The sequence below is a fragment of the Mangrovivirga halotolerans genome (assembly GCF_026241165.1).
GTDB lineage: Bacteria > Bacteroidota > Bacteroidia > Cytophagales > Cyclobacteriaceae > Mangrovivirga > Mangrovivirga halotolerans.
This window is the reverse complement of the sequence record NZ_JAPFQN010000012.1, coordinates 11,290-30,079: the sequence shown is the minus strand read 5'-3', so window position 1 is coordinate 30,079 and position 18,790 is coordinate 11,290. Positions and strand designations below refer to the sequence as shown.

Here is an 18,790-nt window from a genome sequence, read left to right as displayed (position 1 = left end):
ATATAAATGTTCATTTTTTTATACTTTTTATAATTAATCTTATTTTTGAGTTATATTAATAAAATTATGCTTAAAACTTATTTCCACTTACTGAGAATTGACCAGTGGGTGAAGAACACATTTTTATTTATTCCTTTATTTTTTGCAGGGGATCTATTTAAGTCAACTAAATTATTAAACTTATTAATAGGGTTTATTTCATTTTCATTGATCGCTTCATCAATTTATATTTTTAATGATTATAAGGATCGTGAGAATGACCGGAAACACCCAAAGAAGAAGTTTAGACCAATAGCTTCAGGTAAAGTATCGACTTCGATAGCTTTCGGAATTATGACTCTGTGCTTAATTGCCGGATTGAGTCTTGGGTATTTTCTCGATTATCGTTTTATTATATTATTATTAATTTATTTATTAATAAATATAACTTATTCTCTGGGTTTAAAAAGAGTGGCAATACTTGATATGATCATGGTATCGAGTGGCTTTGTAATAAGGGTAATTGCAGGTGGGGTGATCGCTGGGGTGCCATTATCTCAATGGCTTATCGTAATGGTTTATCTATTATCTTTATTTATTGTTTTAGCTAAACGAAGAGATGATGTATACCATTATACAGTATCTGGAAATCTTACCCGAAAATCTGTGACCAATTATAATCTTGAATACATGACAGCCACCCTGGTTCTAATATCCGGTGTAATCATTGTCTCTTATTTAATGTATTGTCTCAGCCCCAATGCTAACATCCAGAGTGAACATTTATATGCCACATCATTGTTTGTTATATCAGGGATTTTAAGGTATTTGCAGATAACAATCGTTGATAACAAAAGTGGATCGCCCACCCGGATTTTATATAAGGATAGGTTTTCTATGGTAAATCTTATTCTGTGGGTGATAAGTTTTTATATAATAATTTATACTTCGTAACATGAAGGAAAGAGTTTTGATCTTAGGTGGAACTTCCGATCTGGCTACCGAACTAGCTCACGGGTTGGCTAAGGAAGGCAAGGAATTGATTATTGGAGGAAGAAGGACAGAGGAGCTCAGCAGAACCTCTAGCGATATATCCGTTCGATATAATGTAAAATGTGATTACGTTTATTTTGACGCAGAAAAATTTGATTCTCATGATGATTTCTTCAAAAATATTGAAGGCTCATATCCCACTTCTTTATTTGTCGTATTCGGATATCTTGGTGATCAAATGGTAGCTGAAACAAATAAAGAAGAATCTTTTAAGATCATAAACCGAAATTTCACCGGAGCAGTATCAATTATAAATTCCTATTTAACTCAGAGAGGAGATAATGAGATCAATTCAATAGTGGGCGTAACCAGTGTAGCCGGGGACAGGGGTAGAATGTCTAATTTCATTTACGGAAGTTCAAAAGCTGGTTTTACTGCTTACCTTTCAGGTCTGAGAAACAAGCTATTTCATGAAAATATCCACGTCATGACTGTTCGTCCGGGATTTATGGATACAAAAATGACTGAAGGCATGGATTTGCCCGGACCACTTACTGCTTCACCAGATAAGGCAGCCAGATTAATTATTAAAAGCTGGAAAAGGAAAAGGAATAACATTTACGTCCTTCCACTTTGGAGATACATAATGTTGATAATAAAAAATATTCCTGAGGGTATATTTAAAAGACTGAAAATGTGATGGAGAAGAATAACAGGCTGGCACTTTTTGATTTTGATGGCACCATCACAACTGGTGATACGTTTATTCCATTTATTAAATATACTAAAGGGAAATTCGAGTTTTTGAAGGGAGCAATTTTATTGTCCCCTTATATCATACTGTATTCAATTAGTGCATATCCCAACTGGAAATTAAAGGAGAAATTTATCAGGAAGTACTTTAAAGGAATGGAGATTTCAGAGCTTGAAGAGTATGGACAAAATTTTGCAAATGAAGTTCTGCCGGGAATGATACGCCCTAAGGCTATTGAAGAGATCAATGAATTAAATTCGCTTGGGTATCAGCTTTTCATTGTTACAGCATCTCATAAGTCATGGATATTGCCATGGGCAGAAAATTTTGACTTCCAGATAATTTCTACTGAATGGGAAGTCGAAAAGGGATTAATTACAGGAAAAATAAAAGGTCTGAATTGTTATGGAGAGGAAAAGAAAAGCAGGATTAATAAAGAATTAGACCTTAATAACTTTGAGCATATTGTAGGTTATGGTGATACCGATGGAGATATACCAATGCTTTCACTTTGTAAAAAAACTAAATTCAAACCCTTTCGCTAATGCTGACAAAAACTAATTTCTCCGGGATATACTGGACGAAATAATAAAAATTTATAAGTGAAATAGGAATAGTTCTTAACACTTTCACTTTTATTAATTACTCCATCTTTATTTTCTATTGTATAAATAGTATTACCTGATTTGAAACTCACTTTTTCACCCGGGTTGAGATTGCGAATAATTCTTTGCACTTCGAAATTGGTAAAAAGTCTTGGCCTGCCTTCATGATAATAATCACTTTTGACATATTTCACATTAGAGTCAGTTATTTCCACGAGGTCTTTTTGGAAATCAAAAACCTGAAGCCATTCAGGCATTAATATATGATTATTTGAATCATTTTCAGTTTTCAAATTGCTGAACATTGCATAGGATGTTTCAGTTTTTAATCCGAGGTAAGGGGAAAACCCATTTATAGTTATGAAAAACAGGAAAACCAGGCCTGCATATCCAGGGAATCCAATTCTGAATAATTCTGATTCATAAATACGATTTATAGATCTGAGGAATATCAAGTAAATCACTATGCAGGCCACTCCGATAACATACCAAAGAACCTGCCCTGTCAGATAATACACCCAATATCCATAATATTTATAGATAAGGAAAAACCCGATAACAATAGTAGAAAGTATAATTCTTAGATATAAAGTGATTGAATTTACCCTGAAATTTCTGATCCATGTGAAAAAAGTTTCCGGAAGGAAAAACACATAGTAAGTATACATCATCAGGCTAAAGCTGAAAATCCCCAGGTGTGCGTGTAAAGATAAAAGAAAATGAAATATCAGTCCAATAAAAATACCTGTAGTCCTGAACCTCCTTGTGAATAAGAAAATAGGTATTATAGCTTCAATTATTATAGTACTATAAATTGAAATATATTTAAGTGGAGTAGTTAATGATACTAAGGGTAGATTCAGTAGTTGCAATAATTGGTTGACCCGGTGAATAATTCCTTCGAAAAGAAAAACACCGCAAGAATGATCAACATCGAAAAACCCGAAATTCAATTTATGAAAAACAACAAAGAAATATAAAATCAATAGTCCCCATTGCGCAACTGGTTCGAAAACCCAAATAAACAATCTATCAGCACCAACACTATTTCTTTTTTCCTTAATAACGGCAATGATAAGATATAAAAGAAGAGGTATATTGATCAACCATTCATACATCATATGATTAGGTATAAATGGCATTTTTTGAAATGAAAGAGCAATACTATTAATCACTGCCAGAATAAATATCACCATAGAACCTGGTCGGAGCAATAAAGCAATACATAAAGCAGCAAGAGTATAACCGAGATAATAAGGCACTTCTATCCAGTCATCAAAAGTGATCAAGTGACTTAGTACTGTAATCGCCCACATCACTGAAAACACTTTTAATTTTTCTGTTTCAATTGACTTTCTGATACTCATGGCGATAACTTAAAATTAACTTTAATATTCCAATAGTAAGAATGAGTCCATAGGAAATAAAAATGGCTGTCCATTCACTATATGGAACATAATATTTTTTCATTTGTAGGAATAATTCCTGCTCTTGAAGTATAGCTGCAACAATAATACCTATCAAAGTACAAGATATGTAACTGATTATTATGGCAGTCTTACCAGGAATTATCCACCACTTTTCTTTGCTGATTAATATAACAGCCATTATCCATGGTGCACTAATAGCTAATAATCTTATTTCATTTAATCTCCCAAACACAACAGTGGTTAATGAAACAATTAGTAGAACTACTATGCTCGAAAGATTAAGCCATTGTGAAACAGATACAATTTTTAAATTTTTGATTTTAATCATCATAAAATAATAGACCCACAAAATATGAAAACATATAATAGGGAAGGCAATACTTGAAATCTTATGATTTAAATTATAGAAAAATCCGGTGTCTATTTGATTATCTAAGCTACTTCCGCTTTTAGCCAAAACCAACCTAATTGCAAAAAAAACAATAAATGAAATTACCAGGGGAAACACTCTTTTGAAAATGGAGTATCCCGGAAAGAATAAAATTACCAAAGGCAATACCATGGTTGTTTCACGGGTAGCTGTTGCTATAATTATGATAAGGATTAAAAGATTATATTTATTTTTTAACAATGCTACAAGTCCAAAGCAAATCAAAGAATAAGCTAAGGTATCTTCCCTTGTATGAACAGGTATACTAAATGCCATTAAGTAAAACGGAGATAATAAAATGAAGATTGAAGCAAAGAAGGATGTTTTTTTATCTCTTGTAATTGTAAAAAACAATAGGTAATAGGCCAAAATGGATACTACAAAAAACAGCAGCGAGTATGATAGATAGGTAAAATAGAAAACATCAGCTGATTGAGGGTTTATTATTGATGAAGTATATTTTACAAGTTGCTGAAATACAATTCTGAATTTAAATGGTTCTACATTAGTAATTCTGAATTCTGTTAGTGCTTCGGGACTGGTCATTAATTCAATAGAAAGAGTCTCTATGGAATGTAAATATCCACCCAGGTACATGTTATTAATTAAGAATATTAATGCTGCGAATAATATTAGCAGAAAAGCTCTTTTATGCATAATGATATTATTACGAACCAACAAGCATACGACTATATCCTTTAAATGGTATTTTCACCAATTTGGTAGCCACGCCACTCAATAAAACAATTAATATAAAGTATGTTAATGAATATACTGTTAGTAGAACCGGACTAGCCGGAGCATATTTTATTACAATCGGTTTTGTTGCCAGGATGAAATAAAAGTGGATAAAATATATACCAAAGCTCAAATCAGCCAATACATTCAAAACCGGTATTTCTTTTTTATTTCTATATAAGATAAAAAGCAATAACCAGGAAAGCGCTAGTTTTTGAAGAAAAAATTGCTGTTCTGTCCAGGTTTTAATTGTTATACTGGTGAACAATAAAATGATAAAGACCAGCCAGGGTAAGTATGGATATTTATTTGTGAATTTAAAAATTTCATCACGGTACATACAGGTTATCGCACCGATCCAGAATACACCTAAATAGTGAATCAAATTCCCTACAATATCCGTTGTTTCAACTCGCGTGAAAATCAGTGAAATTGTTGTGAATAAAATCGTCGGAAGTAGTATGATTCTCCTCTTTATAAGCCAGTGAAATACGGGGCTTATAATGTAAAAGCAGGCGATCATTGGAATAAACCAGTAGGGGAGTAAGTGTGTCCCTGTAAAGAGGTAATATAAAGCCTGCGAAACACCATTATATTCTACAATTTCCGGGAATGCAATTATCACTCGTGGAGGGATGTCCTGAAAGAATACTCTGTAAAATAAAATAGGGAGGGAACAAACGATATATGGAAGAATAACATACCTGGCTTTTTTACTTAAATAAATTCTATAATTGTATTTATAGGAAAGATATTCGAATAAAAATCCAGCTATAAATACAAAAAGTAAAGTTCCGCGACCAATAACAGCATTAACAATAAACCACCCATTTGGGAATTGGGCCCAATTAAAAATTCCAAAACAATGGATTATTACTATTAATAAAATAGCTAAACCTCTGAACTGATGGATATAATTTAAAAATCGCTTCTTCTCCACAGTAAATAAAAAACTCCTGCATATTTGTGCAGGAGTTATTCTGAATTTATGATTTTTATTGAATAATTACTTTTTGCTTGTAAATGGTATCACGGTAAACAACTTGTAGAAAATACATTCCGGCAGCTAATTCTTCTTTGTAAACTAGAGTCTGGCCGGTGTCAGTTAATAAGTTATCAGTTTTAGTTGTTCCTGATCTTACAGGGTTTCCGTAAGTATCAAATACTGTATATGTAATTTCATCCCCGTGAATGATTCCTTCACCCTGAACTTTTAATGAACCTTGAACTAACGGGTTAGGGAATACTTTAAATTTAATTGGAAGATTATTTCTTAACACACTTACGATCTGTGAATAATCGAAATCTCCATTAAAATCTATTTGTTTAATTCGGTAATAATTTCTTGGTCTGACATCTTCATCGATAAATGAATAATTGATCAGTTCGTTAGAATTTCCGTTACCATCTACCGTCCCGATTTCTTTAAAATCCTTACCATTTGTAGATTTTTCGATTACAAAATAGTCATTATCTATTTCCAGGGCCGTACCCCATTCAATTGTAATGTCGCTCCCTTCATTTGTTAATTCTGCACGTACATAAGCAAATTCAACAGGTAGAGGCACCTCAGATCCAGTAGTAGCAGATGCAATATTACTTAATGCGCTTTCCAAACCACCTATATCTACTGCGCGAACACGGAAGTCATAATCTGTATCAGGTGTAAGACCTGTTACTAAAGCAGCGGTAGATGGTGTTGATCCCATTATCTCCATTGTGGATTCATCACCTGAACCTGATGTTCGGGATGCAATTCCAACCAGACTATTATTAGCCCAAATTTCATAATGGCTCACTCCAAAGTCATCTGTCGAAGCATTCCATGATAACCCAACATTTGTACTGCTAACCGACATAACTGTTAAGTTTGTTGGTGTAGTTGGGGCTACATTATCCTGAGATACAGTAATTGATGCCTGATTAGAAGCAGGAGAAGTATTTGAGTTAGAAATAGCCTTTACTATGTAATAATAAGTTTCTCCTGGTATCGCTGTATCATCAATAAAAACTTCGGCATTAGCAACCGAGGTACTTAAAATTTCATATCCTGATCCGGAAGTAGTACTCCTGTATATTTCAAAACCGGTTTCATTAGAAGATTGATCATTCCAGGTTAATCTTACCTCGTAATTACCGATATTACTTGCATTTAAGTTTGTCGGTGTATTTGGAGGATCAGGTAACTGGCCAGGGCCAAGGAATAGTTTATCTGCAGGAATAATCATATTTGGGAAACTTGGCCCATTATATCTGACTTCTAAAGTTTCTCCACCATTATTTTCAAAGAACCTGACGTGTAATTTATATCTGCCTTTATTTAAATTATAAGTCTGACTCGTAACAGTTACAGGGCCATGAGGAAAGTCATTATTAACAGCTAATGTCGAATCATTATCATTTAGTGGATCTAATTTTATATACAGTTTTGAACCATCATCTGAACGGGTACTGAAAGTATAATTTCCTGGTTCATCTATTTCTAGATAAGTATTATAAATGAACCCAAATCTGAATAGCCTTTCTGCAGGATCATAAGTAAATGCAGGCATTACTCCTGATTTAGAGAAAAATAAATCACCCTCTGTGAAGGTACTTAGTTCATCTACGGAATTAATGTTATTCCAGAATTCATAATAATTATATCTAACGCCATTTGGAGTAGTTACCGCAGCAATTTGATTACTATGATCTGATTCGTTTCCTGCTGCATCAATAGCAATCACTGTATATCTGTATATTGTATTCGCAGTAAGTCCTGAAATTATATAGTTGTTCCTGTTTACTTGAACCAATTCGGCCCCATTTTGGAATAATTTATAATTAACAATTTGTGAATTATCCTCAGGCACGTCCCATTCTAATGATATAGAATTTTCAGTCACACCCACTAAACTTAAGTTTGGTGGTTCAGGTGCTACATTGTCATTTAGTGTTGTTAGGTTTATTGTGTTGGTATAATTATCACTATACCCCTGATTATTGATTGCACGAACTCTATAATAATAAGTTGTTGAAGGATTCAGTGTTGCGTCTTCATAATATTCTATATTAGCATTTACCCTTGCAATCATGGAAAATGGCCCGGAAGACGAAGTAGATCGGTAAATCTCGAAAACTGTTTCATTGTCAGATTTATCTTCCCAGAATAGATTGATTTCGGTTTCAGAGCTAACAACTCCAGAAAGGTTCTCAGGCGAAGCAGGAACGTTTGGCCCTTGTCCTCTGGAAACTACCATAGGATCAGAAACGAGACTGATACATTCCCCCGGAGCAATAACTTGAAGAGTATAAGAATCTGCTGTTGAAACCGTAATTTCCTGTGTAGTAGCACCAGTCGACCATAGGTATGATTGCATTCCTTCAGGCCCTCTTAAAGTCACATTACTTCCACTCGGAGGCAGTGCTGTTGTACTAAGTGGAGTGATTTCCGGAGTTGCGGTACGATCTTCACGCAAATAAATTGTCACAGGACGAGACCATTTACTCCATTCTGTAGTATTTCCTATATTTCGTTGAAACCGAACTTGATACTGTCCTGGTACATCAGTTGTAATATCATTTGTCGTAGCTCCAATCGCCTGCCCATCTCTTTTCCACTCGTAAGCTAAAAAGTTTGGGTCTACTCCCATAGTGATAGTTGATCCCGGACATAATGCTGTATCACCAAATATGGTAATATTTGTTTTATCCTGCTTGAACATCCACTCCATCCAATAAGGATCGTTGTAGGTATCGATCCAGGCATTATGGCCTCTATTTGGATATTCGGTGTATATTCTATGTTCACCTTCGTATTTTTTTTCCTGACCACCGTATTGTCTCAAAGCGTTCATTACGTCATGTGATACCGAAGGCAACGGGTTGCCGTCGAGCCCACCCTGAGTTAACCAGACGGGTATATGAGCTAATTCATCTGCCTGACTCACATCCCCGGGAGCTGACATAGGTGAAGTAGCAGCGATTAAATCAGGCCTTTTCATTGCGATATACCAGGCGCCTGAGCCTCCTGATGAAAGGCCGTGAACATAAATTCTATCCGGATCTACCTGACCTTTTGCAATTAAATAATCAATCAGCTCAATAGTTTTATCCATTTCAACAGTAGGATTATCTCGAACATTATCAAAATCTAGATAACCTGCTGTAAAACCACTACCATTTACCCAATATCCAAATGCTTCCTGTGGGAAAAGTACAAATCCAGGATATTCTCCTCTCGTAACCCAACCTAAATGGTTGGCACCACTCCAAATCAGTTGATGATCATTATTTCTCCACCTTCTATTATCATTTTCCCATTCCTGGATTTGCTGTTCACTTCCAGCAAAATCACATCGTTCTGGTAGCTCAGCATAATAACCTTTTCTGCCTCTTTCACCTCGGCCATGAAACATAACAATAAGAGGCCACTTTTGAGTTGATGTGGGAGTCCAGTCATTTGGATGAAGCATCCTGAAATCCATTACAGATTCACCATTCCCAGGTCTAAACATATAAGGGATATATCTTTCAGATTGCCAGGATGTCATGTCTTTATAGTCTGAAACTAAAGTATCAGGATTAGGAGCCCAACTTCTATCATATAGAAATCCGTTCGGCCCTATTCTTTTAGTGCTTCCTTCAGGGCATACATCTTGTGAATATCCCATAAAGGATATCAAAAAGACGATTAGGGATGATAATAATACCTTTTTCATAGAAAAAATAATTCTTAAAATGTGTGGCCTGCGGAAATTGAATGAATGATTATATAACTTACATAAGTAATGTCGAATAACAAATGTACCCAAATCCTTTGTAAATGAAAAATAATATTAGAATAATTTAATTATCTAAATCAATAAAAAATAAGCTTTACAGGTGGTAAAAAGCGAAATTTATCTAATAGTTAGAATCCAGGCCTTTTTGAAATCATCTCGGTTTATTTTACGAATTTGATAAACTTTTTTTAGTGCTTCATTTATGTTCTCTTCTGTATAAAAAACATACGTGTAATAAAGACCGGCCTCAGGTCTGTAGCCCATCATTGTTTTTATACCAGCATCATTTAATTCTTTTGTATATCCTATAGCATTATTTTCAATTTCAAAAGACCCCACTACGATGTAATGGCCTTTATTCATTTTATATTTATTAGCTACAGATTCATTGGCAGTTATTGCAGGTTCATCAATGAATTGAGGTTCATCAATGTTGGTTGTATCTTCTAATTCTTCCACAGCCACCATTTCTTCAGTTACCTCCGGTTCTATTTTTTCTTCAGGTTCCTCTTCCAAAACTGTAACATCTTCTTCAAGGGCTATAGCTTCATCCTCTGTTTCAGTTATACCGACTACAGGTGAAACGTCAGTATCTTCGATGTAATAGTAGTTTTGATCCGTTAAACCGATATTCAGATTAAACTCTTGTGAACCGTTATTAAATCCCTCAATATTATTCGTAGGGAAATCATAATGGTATGAAAAACGAGCCCTCTTTTTAAGCTGTATAGAAATATGAACTAAGGGACCGAAATTATTTCTATAACCCGCACCAGCAGATATAACATCATAAAATGTGAAACTTGTAAATACTTCCCAGCTATCTCCTAAAACTTCAGGTCTGTGTCGATAAAGAATACCGGTTTTATTAGTGAAATTAGACTTCCTATCTAAATCCAGTACTATTGCAGCCTGTGTTGTAAAATAATTTATTCCACCAAAAGATATCGGATCCCGGGAACCTTCATAAGCATAGTCTCTTTCTATTAGTTGAGGTGCGCTAATTCCTAATTCAAGGAATCTGTTAAAATATACAATTCCTGCAGTGGCACTCATATACCAGGTATCATCTATTCCTGGAGTAAAAACAGGGTCATTTATATTGCCGGTATTAGATGCAATAACATTTTCTTTTCCAGCTCCCATCATTATTCCAAAATTTATCCACTGATTATTACTCAATTGTAAATGATAGGAAGCTCCACCGCGCAAGGAAGTGGATCTTAGCAAACCGATTTCTTCAAAGATTCCTTCGCCTCCAATAGTAATTTGCTTATTTATTGGTATTTGGACATTTCCGTATAAAACCCTTGGAGCTCCTTCTATTTCCTGCCATTGCTGCCTGTAAAAAATGTTTAATTCAGTCATTCCTCCCATACCCAGGTAGCCAGAATTGTAGTACATTGGATTAAACAACCAGCTAGATGATACTGGGTAATCTTGTGCCTTAAGCTCTTCCTTATTTAAAGAAAGTACAACAACTACAAATATTATAATACTAATTTTCTTGATCATGTGATTATCTTAATAGAGTTACGCTACCTGTTTTAACAACAGTTCCATTAATACTTATGGTAAAAAAGTAAACTCCTTCCGGCAATTGTCGTCCACCTCCATTTGCCGTGCCATTCCAGTTATTCTGGTAGTTTTCTGCCTCATAAACTATATCCCCTGCTTTATCAAAAATGATAAGTAAGAGATCACTTGATAAGTTCTCGTAATTTTCTAATACCCAAAAGTCAGCTATTCCATCATTGTTTGGAGAAAAATAGTCTGGAGCAACAATTCCATCATATTCATTTGCGAAAACATTGATAACTACTTCGTCTTTACTTACCATGCCATCCTCGTTTGCTGCACTTAGTTCAAAAATATATTCGCCCACAAGAAGCTGGGTAAGATGTAAAACAGAAGAATCGGGATATAGGATTGTTGTTGGAGGCCCGGAAATTTGTCTCCAGCTAAAGCTAATTATCTCATCTGCATTTACCGGATCGAATGCGGTACCATATATGTCTATATCTCTTTGGGGGAAAATTATTGTCGTGTCCGGGCCCGCATCGATTATAGGTGCTATTTTTTCACCTTCTGCAAGGACTGTTATTGCTACTGCATCTGTTCCAGTTGATCCTTCAGCGTCAACTGCTACTAAAGTGAAGTTATAATTACCTGGAACTACGTTTGTAAGAGTAAGAGTTTCGGTATTTATACCATCCAATGTGACTTCCGGGCCTGATGTTTGCTCCCAATTGATCAGTTCTATCTCACCATCATCTTCCACAGTACCATTTATCACTATCTGTGAAACCGGGACGACAAAATATTGATCTTTTCCGGCATCTACTATTGGGGGTAGATTTAAAGATTCGGATAAAACATTTATGTTAATTCGGTCAGATGATTCATCTCCATCATCATCTATTGCGGTTAATTCGAGAATATAAGTTCCAACCTCGAGGTCAGATATTGTAGGATTTAATTGATCAGGATCTGAAATAGTAAGAAAAGGACCACTAATTTTTTCCCAGAAAACTGAACTGATTTCTCCATCTTCGTCTGCAGCACTACCTGATAATTCAATCGAACTTTGTGGAAGTTTAACTGTGATATCTTCTCCCGCATTTACGGTAGGTCGTCTATTGGCAATTTCTGGTAAAACAGTAACGATTATCTGAGCATTATCTTCTGCTCCGTCATCATCAATAACATTAAAATTGAAAACAAATTCACCTAAAACCAAACCAGAAATCGTCACAGTATTTGTTGAATCATTTTCTAAACTTGTTGCTGCTGGCCCTGATATCTGAGTCCATACGCGGGTCACTATTTCTCCATCATTATCAGTAGCATCTCCTGATAGCTGTACACTTGTTTCAGGTAAATAAATAGTAATACTTTCTTGTAATGTGATTGCCGGAGGTTGATTAACTTCCTCAGGAAGGACAACCACTTTCATTTGATCTGTAGAAGAAGCACCATCATCATCGGTGACCTTTAATCTGAAAGTATAATCTCCAGCCTGCAAATTTGTAACAGTTAATATTGCAGAATTTGCATTATTAAGTGTTGCAGATGGTCCGCTTATTTTGCTCCATTGATAAGAAGATATGGTGCCATCCGGATCATTTCCCGAACCAGTAATAGTTACCGTATTTAAAGGAAGAGTTATGGTCTTATTGGGTCCTGCATTAGCAACAGGCGTTTGATTGGTGTTTTCGGGGTTTACAGTTATAATTACATTATCTGAAGCTTCTGCACCATCATCATCTGTTACAGATATTCTAAAAGTATATCTGCCCTCTACCATATTGGTTACTTCCAATCTTGCTCTACCGGTTCCGCTTAAATTTGCTGCCGGTCCCGAAATTTTCTCCCATAAATAATTAGTGATTTCGCCATCATTATCTGATGCCGTGGCATTTAATACAATGCTATTTTGTGGTAATGTTATTGTTCTGTTACTTCCTGCATTTACTGTTGGCACCTGATTTACTTCTGCAGGCAAGACTTCAACCCTTACATCGTCTGAATCTACTGCGCCAAGATTATCCGTTACAGTTAATCGAAGAACATAAGTTCCCTCCACAAGATTAGTTAAGGTAACTGAGGCTGAGTTTTGATTTCTGAATTCTAAAGTAGGGCCGGAAACTTTTGACCACTGGTAACTGACAATAGATCCATCAGCATCAGTTCCAGAGCCATTAAGTACAATTCTGTTAGTAGGTAGTTTAATACTTTGATCCTGGCCTGCATTAGCAACAGGGACTTTATTCTCTGCTTTTACTTCAATAAGGATGTCATCTGAGGCAGTAGCTCCATCATCATCTGCAACTGTGACGCGGAATCTATAAGTACCTTCTACCAGATTTTCAACTGTTACGGTTGATTGATTAATATTTCTCAACGATGCCTGTGGGCCCGAAACTTTTGCCCAGAAGTATGAAATAATATTACCATCTTCATCACGGGCATTACTACTTATAGTTGTACTGTTTGTGGGAAGATAAATGATCTTATTTTTTTCAGTTGAAACTGTTGGCCTGACATTAGCTATTTCCGGTAAAACCGTGACAATCACTTCATCAGTACTCTGAGCACCATCATTATCAGTTACTGTTAATGAGAATGTATATGTACCTTCCAGCAGATCTCTAACTTTAAGATTTTTTTCATTGGGATTTACTAAAGTAGCTGAAGGACCGGAAATTTTCACCCATTGGAAAACTTCAATAGTTCCATCGTCATCTCTGGCGTTTGGAGTAAACGTTAAGCTATCTAAAGGAAGTGTAATTGATCTGTCATTTCCAATATTAACGACAGGAGGAATATTTGCTGCACTAACCGTTACCCTGATTTGATCAGTAGCTGTGGCGCCATTGTTGTCTTCAACCAAAATTTCAAATATGTAAATTCCTTCAACCAAATCGGTTAATTCAAGAGAAGCAGTATTCTGCCCTGAGATAGATACTGAGGGGCCTTCAATTTTCGTCCAGGAATAGGAAACTATTTCTCCATCTGGATCAGATGCATTAGCAGTTAAAGAGGCAGTATTATTTGGTAGAGTTCTAAATATATCAGCCCCGGCATTAACTGTGGGAACTTTATTTGTTTCTTCAGGATACACAGTAACTTTAACCCTGTCAGATGCTTCAGCATCCATATCATCTATTGCTTTTACCTCGAATTCATAAATGCCTTCCACAAGGTTAGTGAGTTCAAGTGTAGATGTGCTGGCACCGTTAATTGTTACCGACGGCCCTGATATTTTTCTCCATGAAATTGATGATATTTCACCATCGCTATCAGTTATGGTAGCGTCAATATTGATACTGTTATCAGGTAATTGTACTTGCAGGTCTGCTCCGGCATCAACATCAGGAGGTGAATTGGTCGGTGGGTTTTTTACCAACACATTAACTACATCAGATGCTGTGGCACCCTGATCATCTTCAACTACTACTCTAAAAGTATAAGTTCCTGCGATTAGGTTATTTACCGTTACTTCAGATGTTTCATAATTTGCTAATCCAACAGTGTTAGGACCTTCAGTCTGACCCCAAAAATAGCTAACTATTGACCCGTCGTTATCAGAAGCATTAGCATTTAAGACTATTGTATTTGTAGGCAAGGTTACAGTCTTGTCCGGGCCGGCGTCCACTACAGGATTTTGATTTGAGCCAGAAACTATGACTATTGCTTTATCACTTGCTGATGCTCCATCATTATCTGTTACGGTTAGGTTAAATTCATAAATACCCTCTACCATATCTTCTATGGTCAGGTTAGGGCTTGAAGTATTTATGAGAGTTGCAGAAGGCCCTGATATTTTTTGCCATTCAAATGAAGTAATTCTGCCATCAGGATCTGAACCTTGCCCGTATAACGTTACCGTATTAGTAGGAAGGGCAACCTCTTTATCTGGTCCTGCATTAGCAGAAGGCTTTTGATTTATTTCCTCTTCATTTATAGTTACAATTACCCTGTCACTAGCTGTAGCTCCATCGTTGTCAGTTACAGTAAGTCTGAATTCAAAATTTCCTGAGACAAGATTAGTAAGAGATAAATTTGGATTATCCTGACCTGTTAATGTTATATTGGGTCCAGAGATTTTATCCCACTGGTAAGAAACGATAGTCCCATCAGGATCGCTTCCTGAACCTTCAATTATAATGTTTTCGGCGGGAAGATTTATATTTATATCAGGACCGGCATTAGCAGTAGGTGGTTTGTTAACCTCTTCGGCAATTACTGTAATAATAATTTCATCAGAAGCAGAGGCTCCTTTATCGTCTGTAACTTTACACCTGAAAGTATATTGTCCTTCTACTAATTGCTTTGCTGTTAATGTAGCCGTGTTCACTCCCTCAAGTAAAGCATTTGGTCCATTTACTTTAGTCCATACATAAGCTGTGATTTTACCATCTGGATCTGAAGCATTTGCATTTATAGTAACGCTATTTGTAGGTAATGTAATGGTGCGATCATTTCCCAAACTCACTTTTGGAGGAGAGTTTGGTGGGCTCCCCAGCCTTTGGGCCAATAACCATGTCCACATATTATCATCGTTATACGCCGGAGTCCAGGCATCGTGGCCACGACCTTCATAAACAGTTAAAAGTGGTTCTGGATTGGGTGTTCCACAATTATAGATTCTTACAATTCCTTTTTCAGTTCCGGTATTTGGTGATCCAGGCCCATCGTATTCTCCTGTAAAAGCCCAAGTTGGCAGGCTTTGTAAGTTGCAGCCATCTCCGGTTAACCATCCTGCTATTGGTACAATAGCTGCCAGTTTGCTCGAATGATTTCCGTATGCTGCATAGTCCCAGGTACCATTACCTCCCATACTCAACCCGGTAACATACACCCTGCTTTTATCAACCTTGTAATTGTTGATCATCCAAGTAAGTAATTCATCAACAAATAGGGGAGACCAGTCCCAAGGATATCTTGCTTGGGGCGAAATACAAATAAAAGGAAAGTTTTTTCCGTTTCTGATTAGTCTTGGAGGACCAGCAACGAGAACTCTGTTTAAATCAGAGCCTTTTTCACCTACACCATGAAGAAACAAAACGATAGGAAAAGTTTTGCCGGGATCATTATAATCTTCCGGAAGGTATTCCCAATATCCGAAAGATTCTCCCGGAGCCACTACCTGGGAAGTCCAGGATTGTGCAGTTTGCCTGTCAGCTGGTGAGGTTTGAGCTTTTGCCGTGGTACACAAATATATTAGCAATAGGCAAAATATTGCCTTTGCAAAACAGTTGGTATTGGTTAACATGATTAATAGCCGGTATTTTAGGATTATTTTTTAACCCGTAACTAAAATAGTGAATATTAATTATTAATTAAAGTCAAATTAAGTTTAATTATTTCAACAATTTATTTAATAATCTTTTTAGATTTTTTTAAAATATCAATTAAAGAAAGGCTATTTAAAGTTCCTCCTAGTAAACCTTTATACTTTTCATCTGTAAAATAGACCTTATCATTTAGGTAAGTGATGCCTTCTTTCTGGCTAAAAGATTTCCATGGTATTTTCGTTAACATGTTTTCATTGATTGGGCCACCATTCCAGCCAGAAATAACATATAAATTTGCATAGGAAAGGAGTAATAAGATATTGCTATTTTTAAGATATGTAGCGCCAGTTATAAAAGTTTCAAGCATCCTGCCTTCGCCCACGGAAAAAGAACCTACAAACTTAGCAGTATGATTTCCTGGAGTTTTGGGTATCGAATAAAATTTCACTATGCCATTATAGGGGTTAGTTCTGTTTTTAGTAAAGATATAGAGGCTATCTCTTAAAGAGACTACTGCTTCCATATCATAATTCAGATCATCTTTTTCAGGAGGGTAGGCATTTTGATCAGGAAGGTTAAATGAAATAATTTCAGATGGTAGACGACTTAAGTTTCGATCAAAAGGAAAACTTATTTTATAAATTTGAAAGTTCTTTCTAAGGTTCTGGTTGTTACCTATATCGCAAATAAAAAAATGAGAACCATCAAATACTAACTCTTCCCAGTCGTTATTGGAAGCCCCGGTGATTTTATAAAAATCAATGATTTTTCCTGTAGTATCAAAGCTATATAAATATGGGGGATTGCCGCTATCTGTTACTGTCCAAAATTCATTTTCCTGGATTGTAACTAATCCTGAATTCTCATTCAGGTGTGAGTGCAGATCAGTTATTTTGTTATAGGTTAGAAAGTCATCTGCTGAGTGTTTAGCGTCAATTTCATTTTCGATTTCTTCTTCAAACTTTGTATCAGTTGGGTCGCTATTTAAAAGCATGGAGTAAAACTCTTCAGATGAATATGTTTTCGTCCATGCATCATGACCTGTGTTTTTTAACAAAAATACTTGAGCTTTACCATCACAAGCTTTTATGGCGTTAACCATGTTTTCAGAGCCAGTTTTTCTTCCTTCTTTATGATCAAGTTCGCCATGAAATGCAAAAATTGGCAGTTTTTTTAATTTACAAGCTTGTTTAGGGTCTCCCCATCCTGCAATGGGGGCGGCTGCTGAAACTTTATTCGGATATTTTGTTATGTATTTAAAAACACCGTTTCCTCCCATGCTAATTCCGGTAAGGAAAATTTTTTGGTTATTAAATTTTTTGGTTTCAATTATTTGGGAAATCAATGCGTCAACAACACCTTCATTCCAGTCGATTGGCCTGTAGGTCTGGGGCGTTATTATTAGAAATTTATCCTGGACTTTTAATTTTTCTCCTAGAATGAACGGACTATTTGATAATGCTCTGTTGATATCACTTCCTCTACCTTCTACTCCGTGCAAATAAATTAGAAGTGGAGGGTTTTTCTGAGAGGGTTGATTATAAGCATATTTTAATTCATAGGTTATTGAATCAGTAACAAAATTAAAGTGATCTATTTTTAATTCTTGTCCAAAAACACTTGCACTGAGTATTATGAAAAAGAAATTAACTAAAAACTTCATTATGCTTATTTTTGATGTGTTTAATAATCTTTGCCGGAACGCCAGCCGCTACTGTATAAGGAGGAACATCTTTTGTGACAACAGCTCCTGCAGCAATTACAGCTCCTTTTCCTATTCTAACACCTTTAAGTATGATTGCTTTACTTGCTATCCATACGTCATCTTCAATTATTACTGGTAGTTGAACACCTTTTTCGAAGTGATTGTGTATATCATGGAAGTCATCATCTAAAATTAAAACATAAGGAGAAACTCTTACATTTTCACCGATTTCAACCAAACCGGTAACCGAAATATGGCATCCATTAATTCTTGAATTTTGGCCTACAATAAGTTTGGCATTATTGTGGACGAATATTTTAGCAGTCTCAATAACAGACCATAGACGTACTCTATCGCCTAAAATTATTGATCCTTTATTTTTAATTTTAGGTCTTCCATTGACTGACACAAGCCGTCCTGTGGAGCATTTTCTTAAATAATAAGATGCCATAACAGAACGGTAAATGCCACTGAAGAAATAGCCTGTAAGTTTTAATTTTATTGACGTATTTGACTTTTCAGGGTATTCCTTTCTTAGCTCCTTTTCCTTATTTTTTAATATTTCTGATATATTTTTCCACATTTGAGGCCTG

Annotated in this window: 11 protein-coding genes; 3 read left to right on the top strand and 8 right to left on the bottom strand. The window is 35.7% G+C overall.

What is annotated here, in order from left to right:
• Positions 1 to 66: 66 nt before the first annotated feature.
• The 3 genes from OO013_RS18395 to OO013_RS18385 are packed head-to-tail and all read left to right on the top strand — an operon-like array spanning position 67 to position 2,271.
• A complete protein-coding gene (locus OO013_RS18395) occupies positions 67 to 933 on the top strand; it encodes a decaprenyl-phosphate phosphoribosyltransferase (protein ID WP_266058460.1) in 867 nt (288 codons plus the stop codon).
• Between the two features lies 1 nt (position 934).
• A complete protein-coding gene (locus OO013_RS18390) occupies positions 935 to 1,672 on the top strand; it encodes an SDR family oxidoreductase (protein ID WP_266058459.1) in 738 nt (245 codons plus the stop codon).
• Positions 1,672 to 2,271 (top strand): HAD family hydrolase, encoded by a 600-nt coding sequence (locus OO013_RS18385; protein WP_266058458.1) that lies wholly within the window; start codon positions 1,672 to 1,674, stop codon positions 2,269 to 2,271. Before OO013_RS18390 ends, OO013_RS18385 begins: the two co-directional genes overlap by 1 nt.
• On the opposite strand, the gene OO013_RS18380 is transcribed toward OO013_RS18385, so the two are convergent.
• The 8 genes from OO013_RS18380 to OO013_RS20220 all read right to left on the bottom strand — a co-directional run bounded on the left by OO013_RS18380 (position 2,268) and on the right by OO013_RS20220 (position 18,780).
• Complete coding sequence (locus OO013_RS18380; protein ID WP_266058456.1) at positions 2,268 to 3,698, bottom strand: hypothetical protein; 1,431 nt, start codon at positions 3,696 to 3,698, stop codon at positions 2,268 to 2,270. The genes OO013_RS18385 and OO013_RS18380 overlap by 4 nt on opposite strands.
• Positions 3,676 to 4,848 carry a hypothetical protein gene (locus OO013_RS18375; RefSeq protein ID WP_266058455.1) on the bottom strand — a complete coding sequence of 391 codons (1,173 nt, stop codon included), beginning with the start codon at positions 4,846 to 4,848 and terminating at the stop codon, positions 3,676 to 3,678. Before OO013_RS18375 ends, OO013_RS18380 begins: the two co-directional genes overlap by 23 nt.
• A gap of 10 nt (positions 4,849 to 4,858) precedes the next feature.
• The gene (locus tag OO013_RS18370; RefSeq protein WP_266058454.1) at positions 4,859 to 5,869 is read right to left on the bottom strand and encodes an acyltransferase family protein; all 1,011 of its coding nucleotides are present in this window, start codon (positions 5,867 to 5,869) and stop codon (positions 4,859 to 4,861) included.
• 55 nt (positions 5,870 to 5,924) lie between these two features.
• Complete coding sequence (locus tag OO013_RS18365; protein WP_266058453.1) at positions 5,925 to 9,629, bottom strand: fibronectin type III domain-containing protein; 3,705 nt, start codon at positions 9,627 to 9,629, stop codon at positions 5,925 to 5,927.
• A gap of 180 nt (positions 9,630 to 9,809) precedes the next feature.
• Positions 9,810 to 11,207, bottom strand: a complete 1,398-nt coding sequence (locus tag OO013_RS18360; RefSeq protein WP_266058452.1) for a PorP/SprF family type IX secretion system membrane protein — start codon at positions 11,205 to 11,207, stop codon at positions 9,810 to 9,812.
• 4 nt (positions 11,208 to 11,211) lie between these two features.
• The gene (locus OO013_RS18355; protein ID WP_266058451.1) at positions 11,212 to 16,470 is read right to left on the bottom strand and encodes a PKD domain-containing protein; all 5,259 of its coding nucleotides are present in this window, start codon (positions 16,468 to 16,470) and stop codon (positions 11,212 to 11,214) included.
• A 101-nt stretch (positions 16,471 to 16,571) separates the two neighbouring features.
• Entirely contained in the window at positions 16,572 to 18,155 is a 1,584-nt protein-coding gene (locus OO013_RS18350) for a dienelactone hydrolase family protein (RefSeq protein ID WP_266058450.1), read from the bottom strand.
• Complete coding sequence (locus tag OO013_RS20220) at positions 18,139 to 18,780, bottom strand: acyltransferase (RefSeq protein ID WP_305067252.1); 642 nt, start codon at positions 18,778 to 18,780, stop codon at positions 18,139 to 18,141. Before OO013_RS20220 ends, OO013_RS18350 begins: the two co-directional genes overlap by 17 nt.
• Positions 18,781 to 18,790: the final 10 nt, after the last annotated feature.

Excerpts from the sequence above, each read along its gene's own strand:
- OO013_RS18395 (WP_266058460.1), top strand. The coding sequence starts at position 67 with ATGCTTAAAACTTATTTCCACTTACTGAGAATTGACCAGTGGGTGAAG.
- OO013_RS18390 (WP_266058459.1), top strand. The coding sequence starts at position 935 with ATGAAGGAAAGAGTTTTGATCTTAGGTGGAACTTCCGATCTGGCTACC.
- OO013_RS18385 (WP_266058458.1), top strand. The coding sequence starts at position 1,672 with ATGGAGAAGAATAACAGGCTGGCACTTTTTGATTTTGATGGCACCATC.
- OO013_RS18380 (WP_266058456.1), bottom strand. The coding sequence starts at position 3,698 with ATGAGTATCAGAAAGTCAATTGAAACAGAAAAATTAAAAGTGTTTTCA.
- OO013_RS18375 (WP_266058455.1), bottom strand. The coding sequence starts at position 4,848 with ATGCATAAAAGAGCTTTTCTGCTAATATTATTCGCAGCATTAATATTC.
- OO013_RS18365 (WP_266058453.1), bottom strand. The coding sequence starts at position 9,629 with ATGAAAAAGGTATTATTATCATCCCTAATCGTCTTTTTGATATCCTTT.
- OO013_RS18360 (WP_266058452.1), bottom strand. The coding sequence starts at position 11,207 with ATGATCAAGAAAATTAGTATTATAATATTTGTAGTTGTTGTACTTTCT.
- OO013_RS18355 (WP_266058451.1), bottom strand. The coding sequence starts at position 16,470 with ATGTTAACCAATACCAACTGTTTTGCAAAGGCAATATTTTGCCTATTG.
- OO013_RS18350 (WP_266058450.1), bottom strand. The coding sequence starts at position 18,155 with ATGAAGTTTTTAGTTAATTTCTTTTTCATAATACTCAGTGCAAGTGTT.
- OO013_RS20220 (WP_305067252.1), bottom strand. The coding sequence starts at position 18,780 with ATGTGGAAAAATATATCAGAAATATTAAAAAATAAGGAAAAGGAGCTA.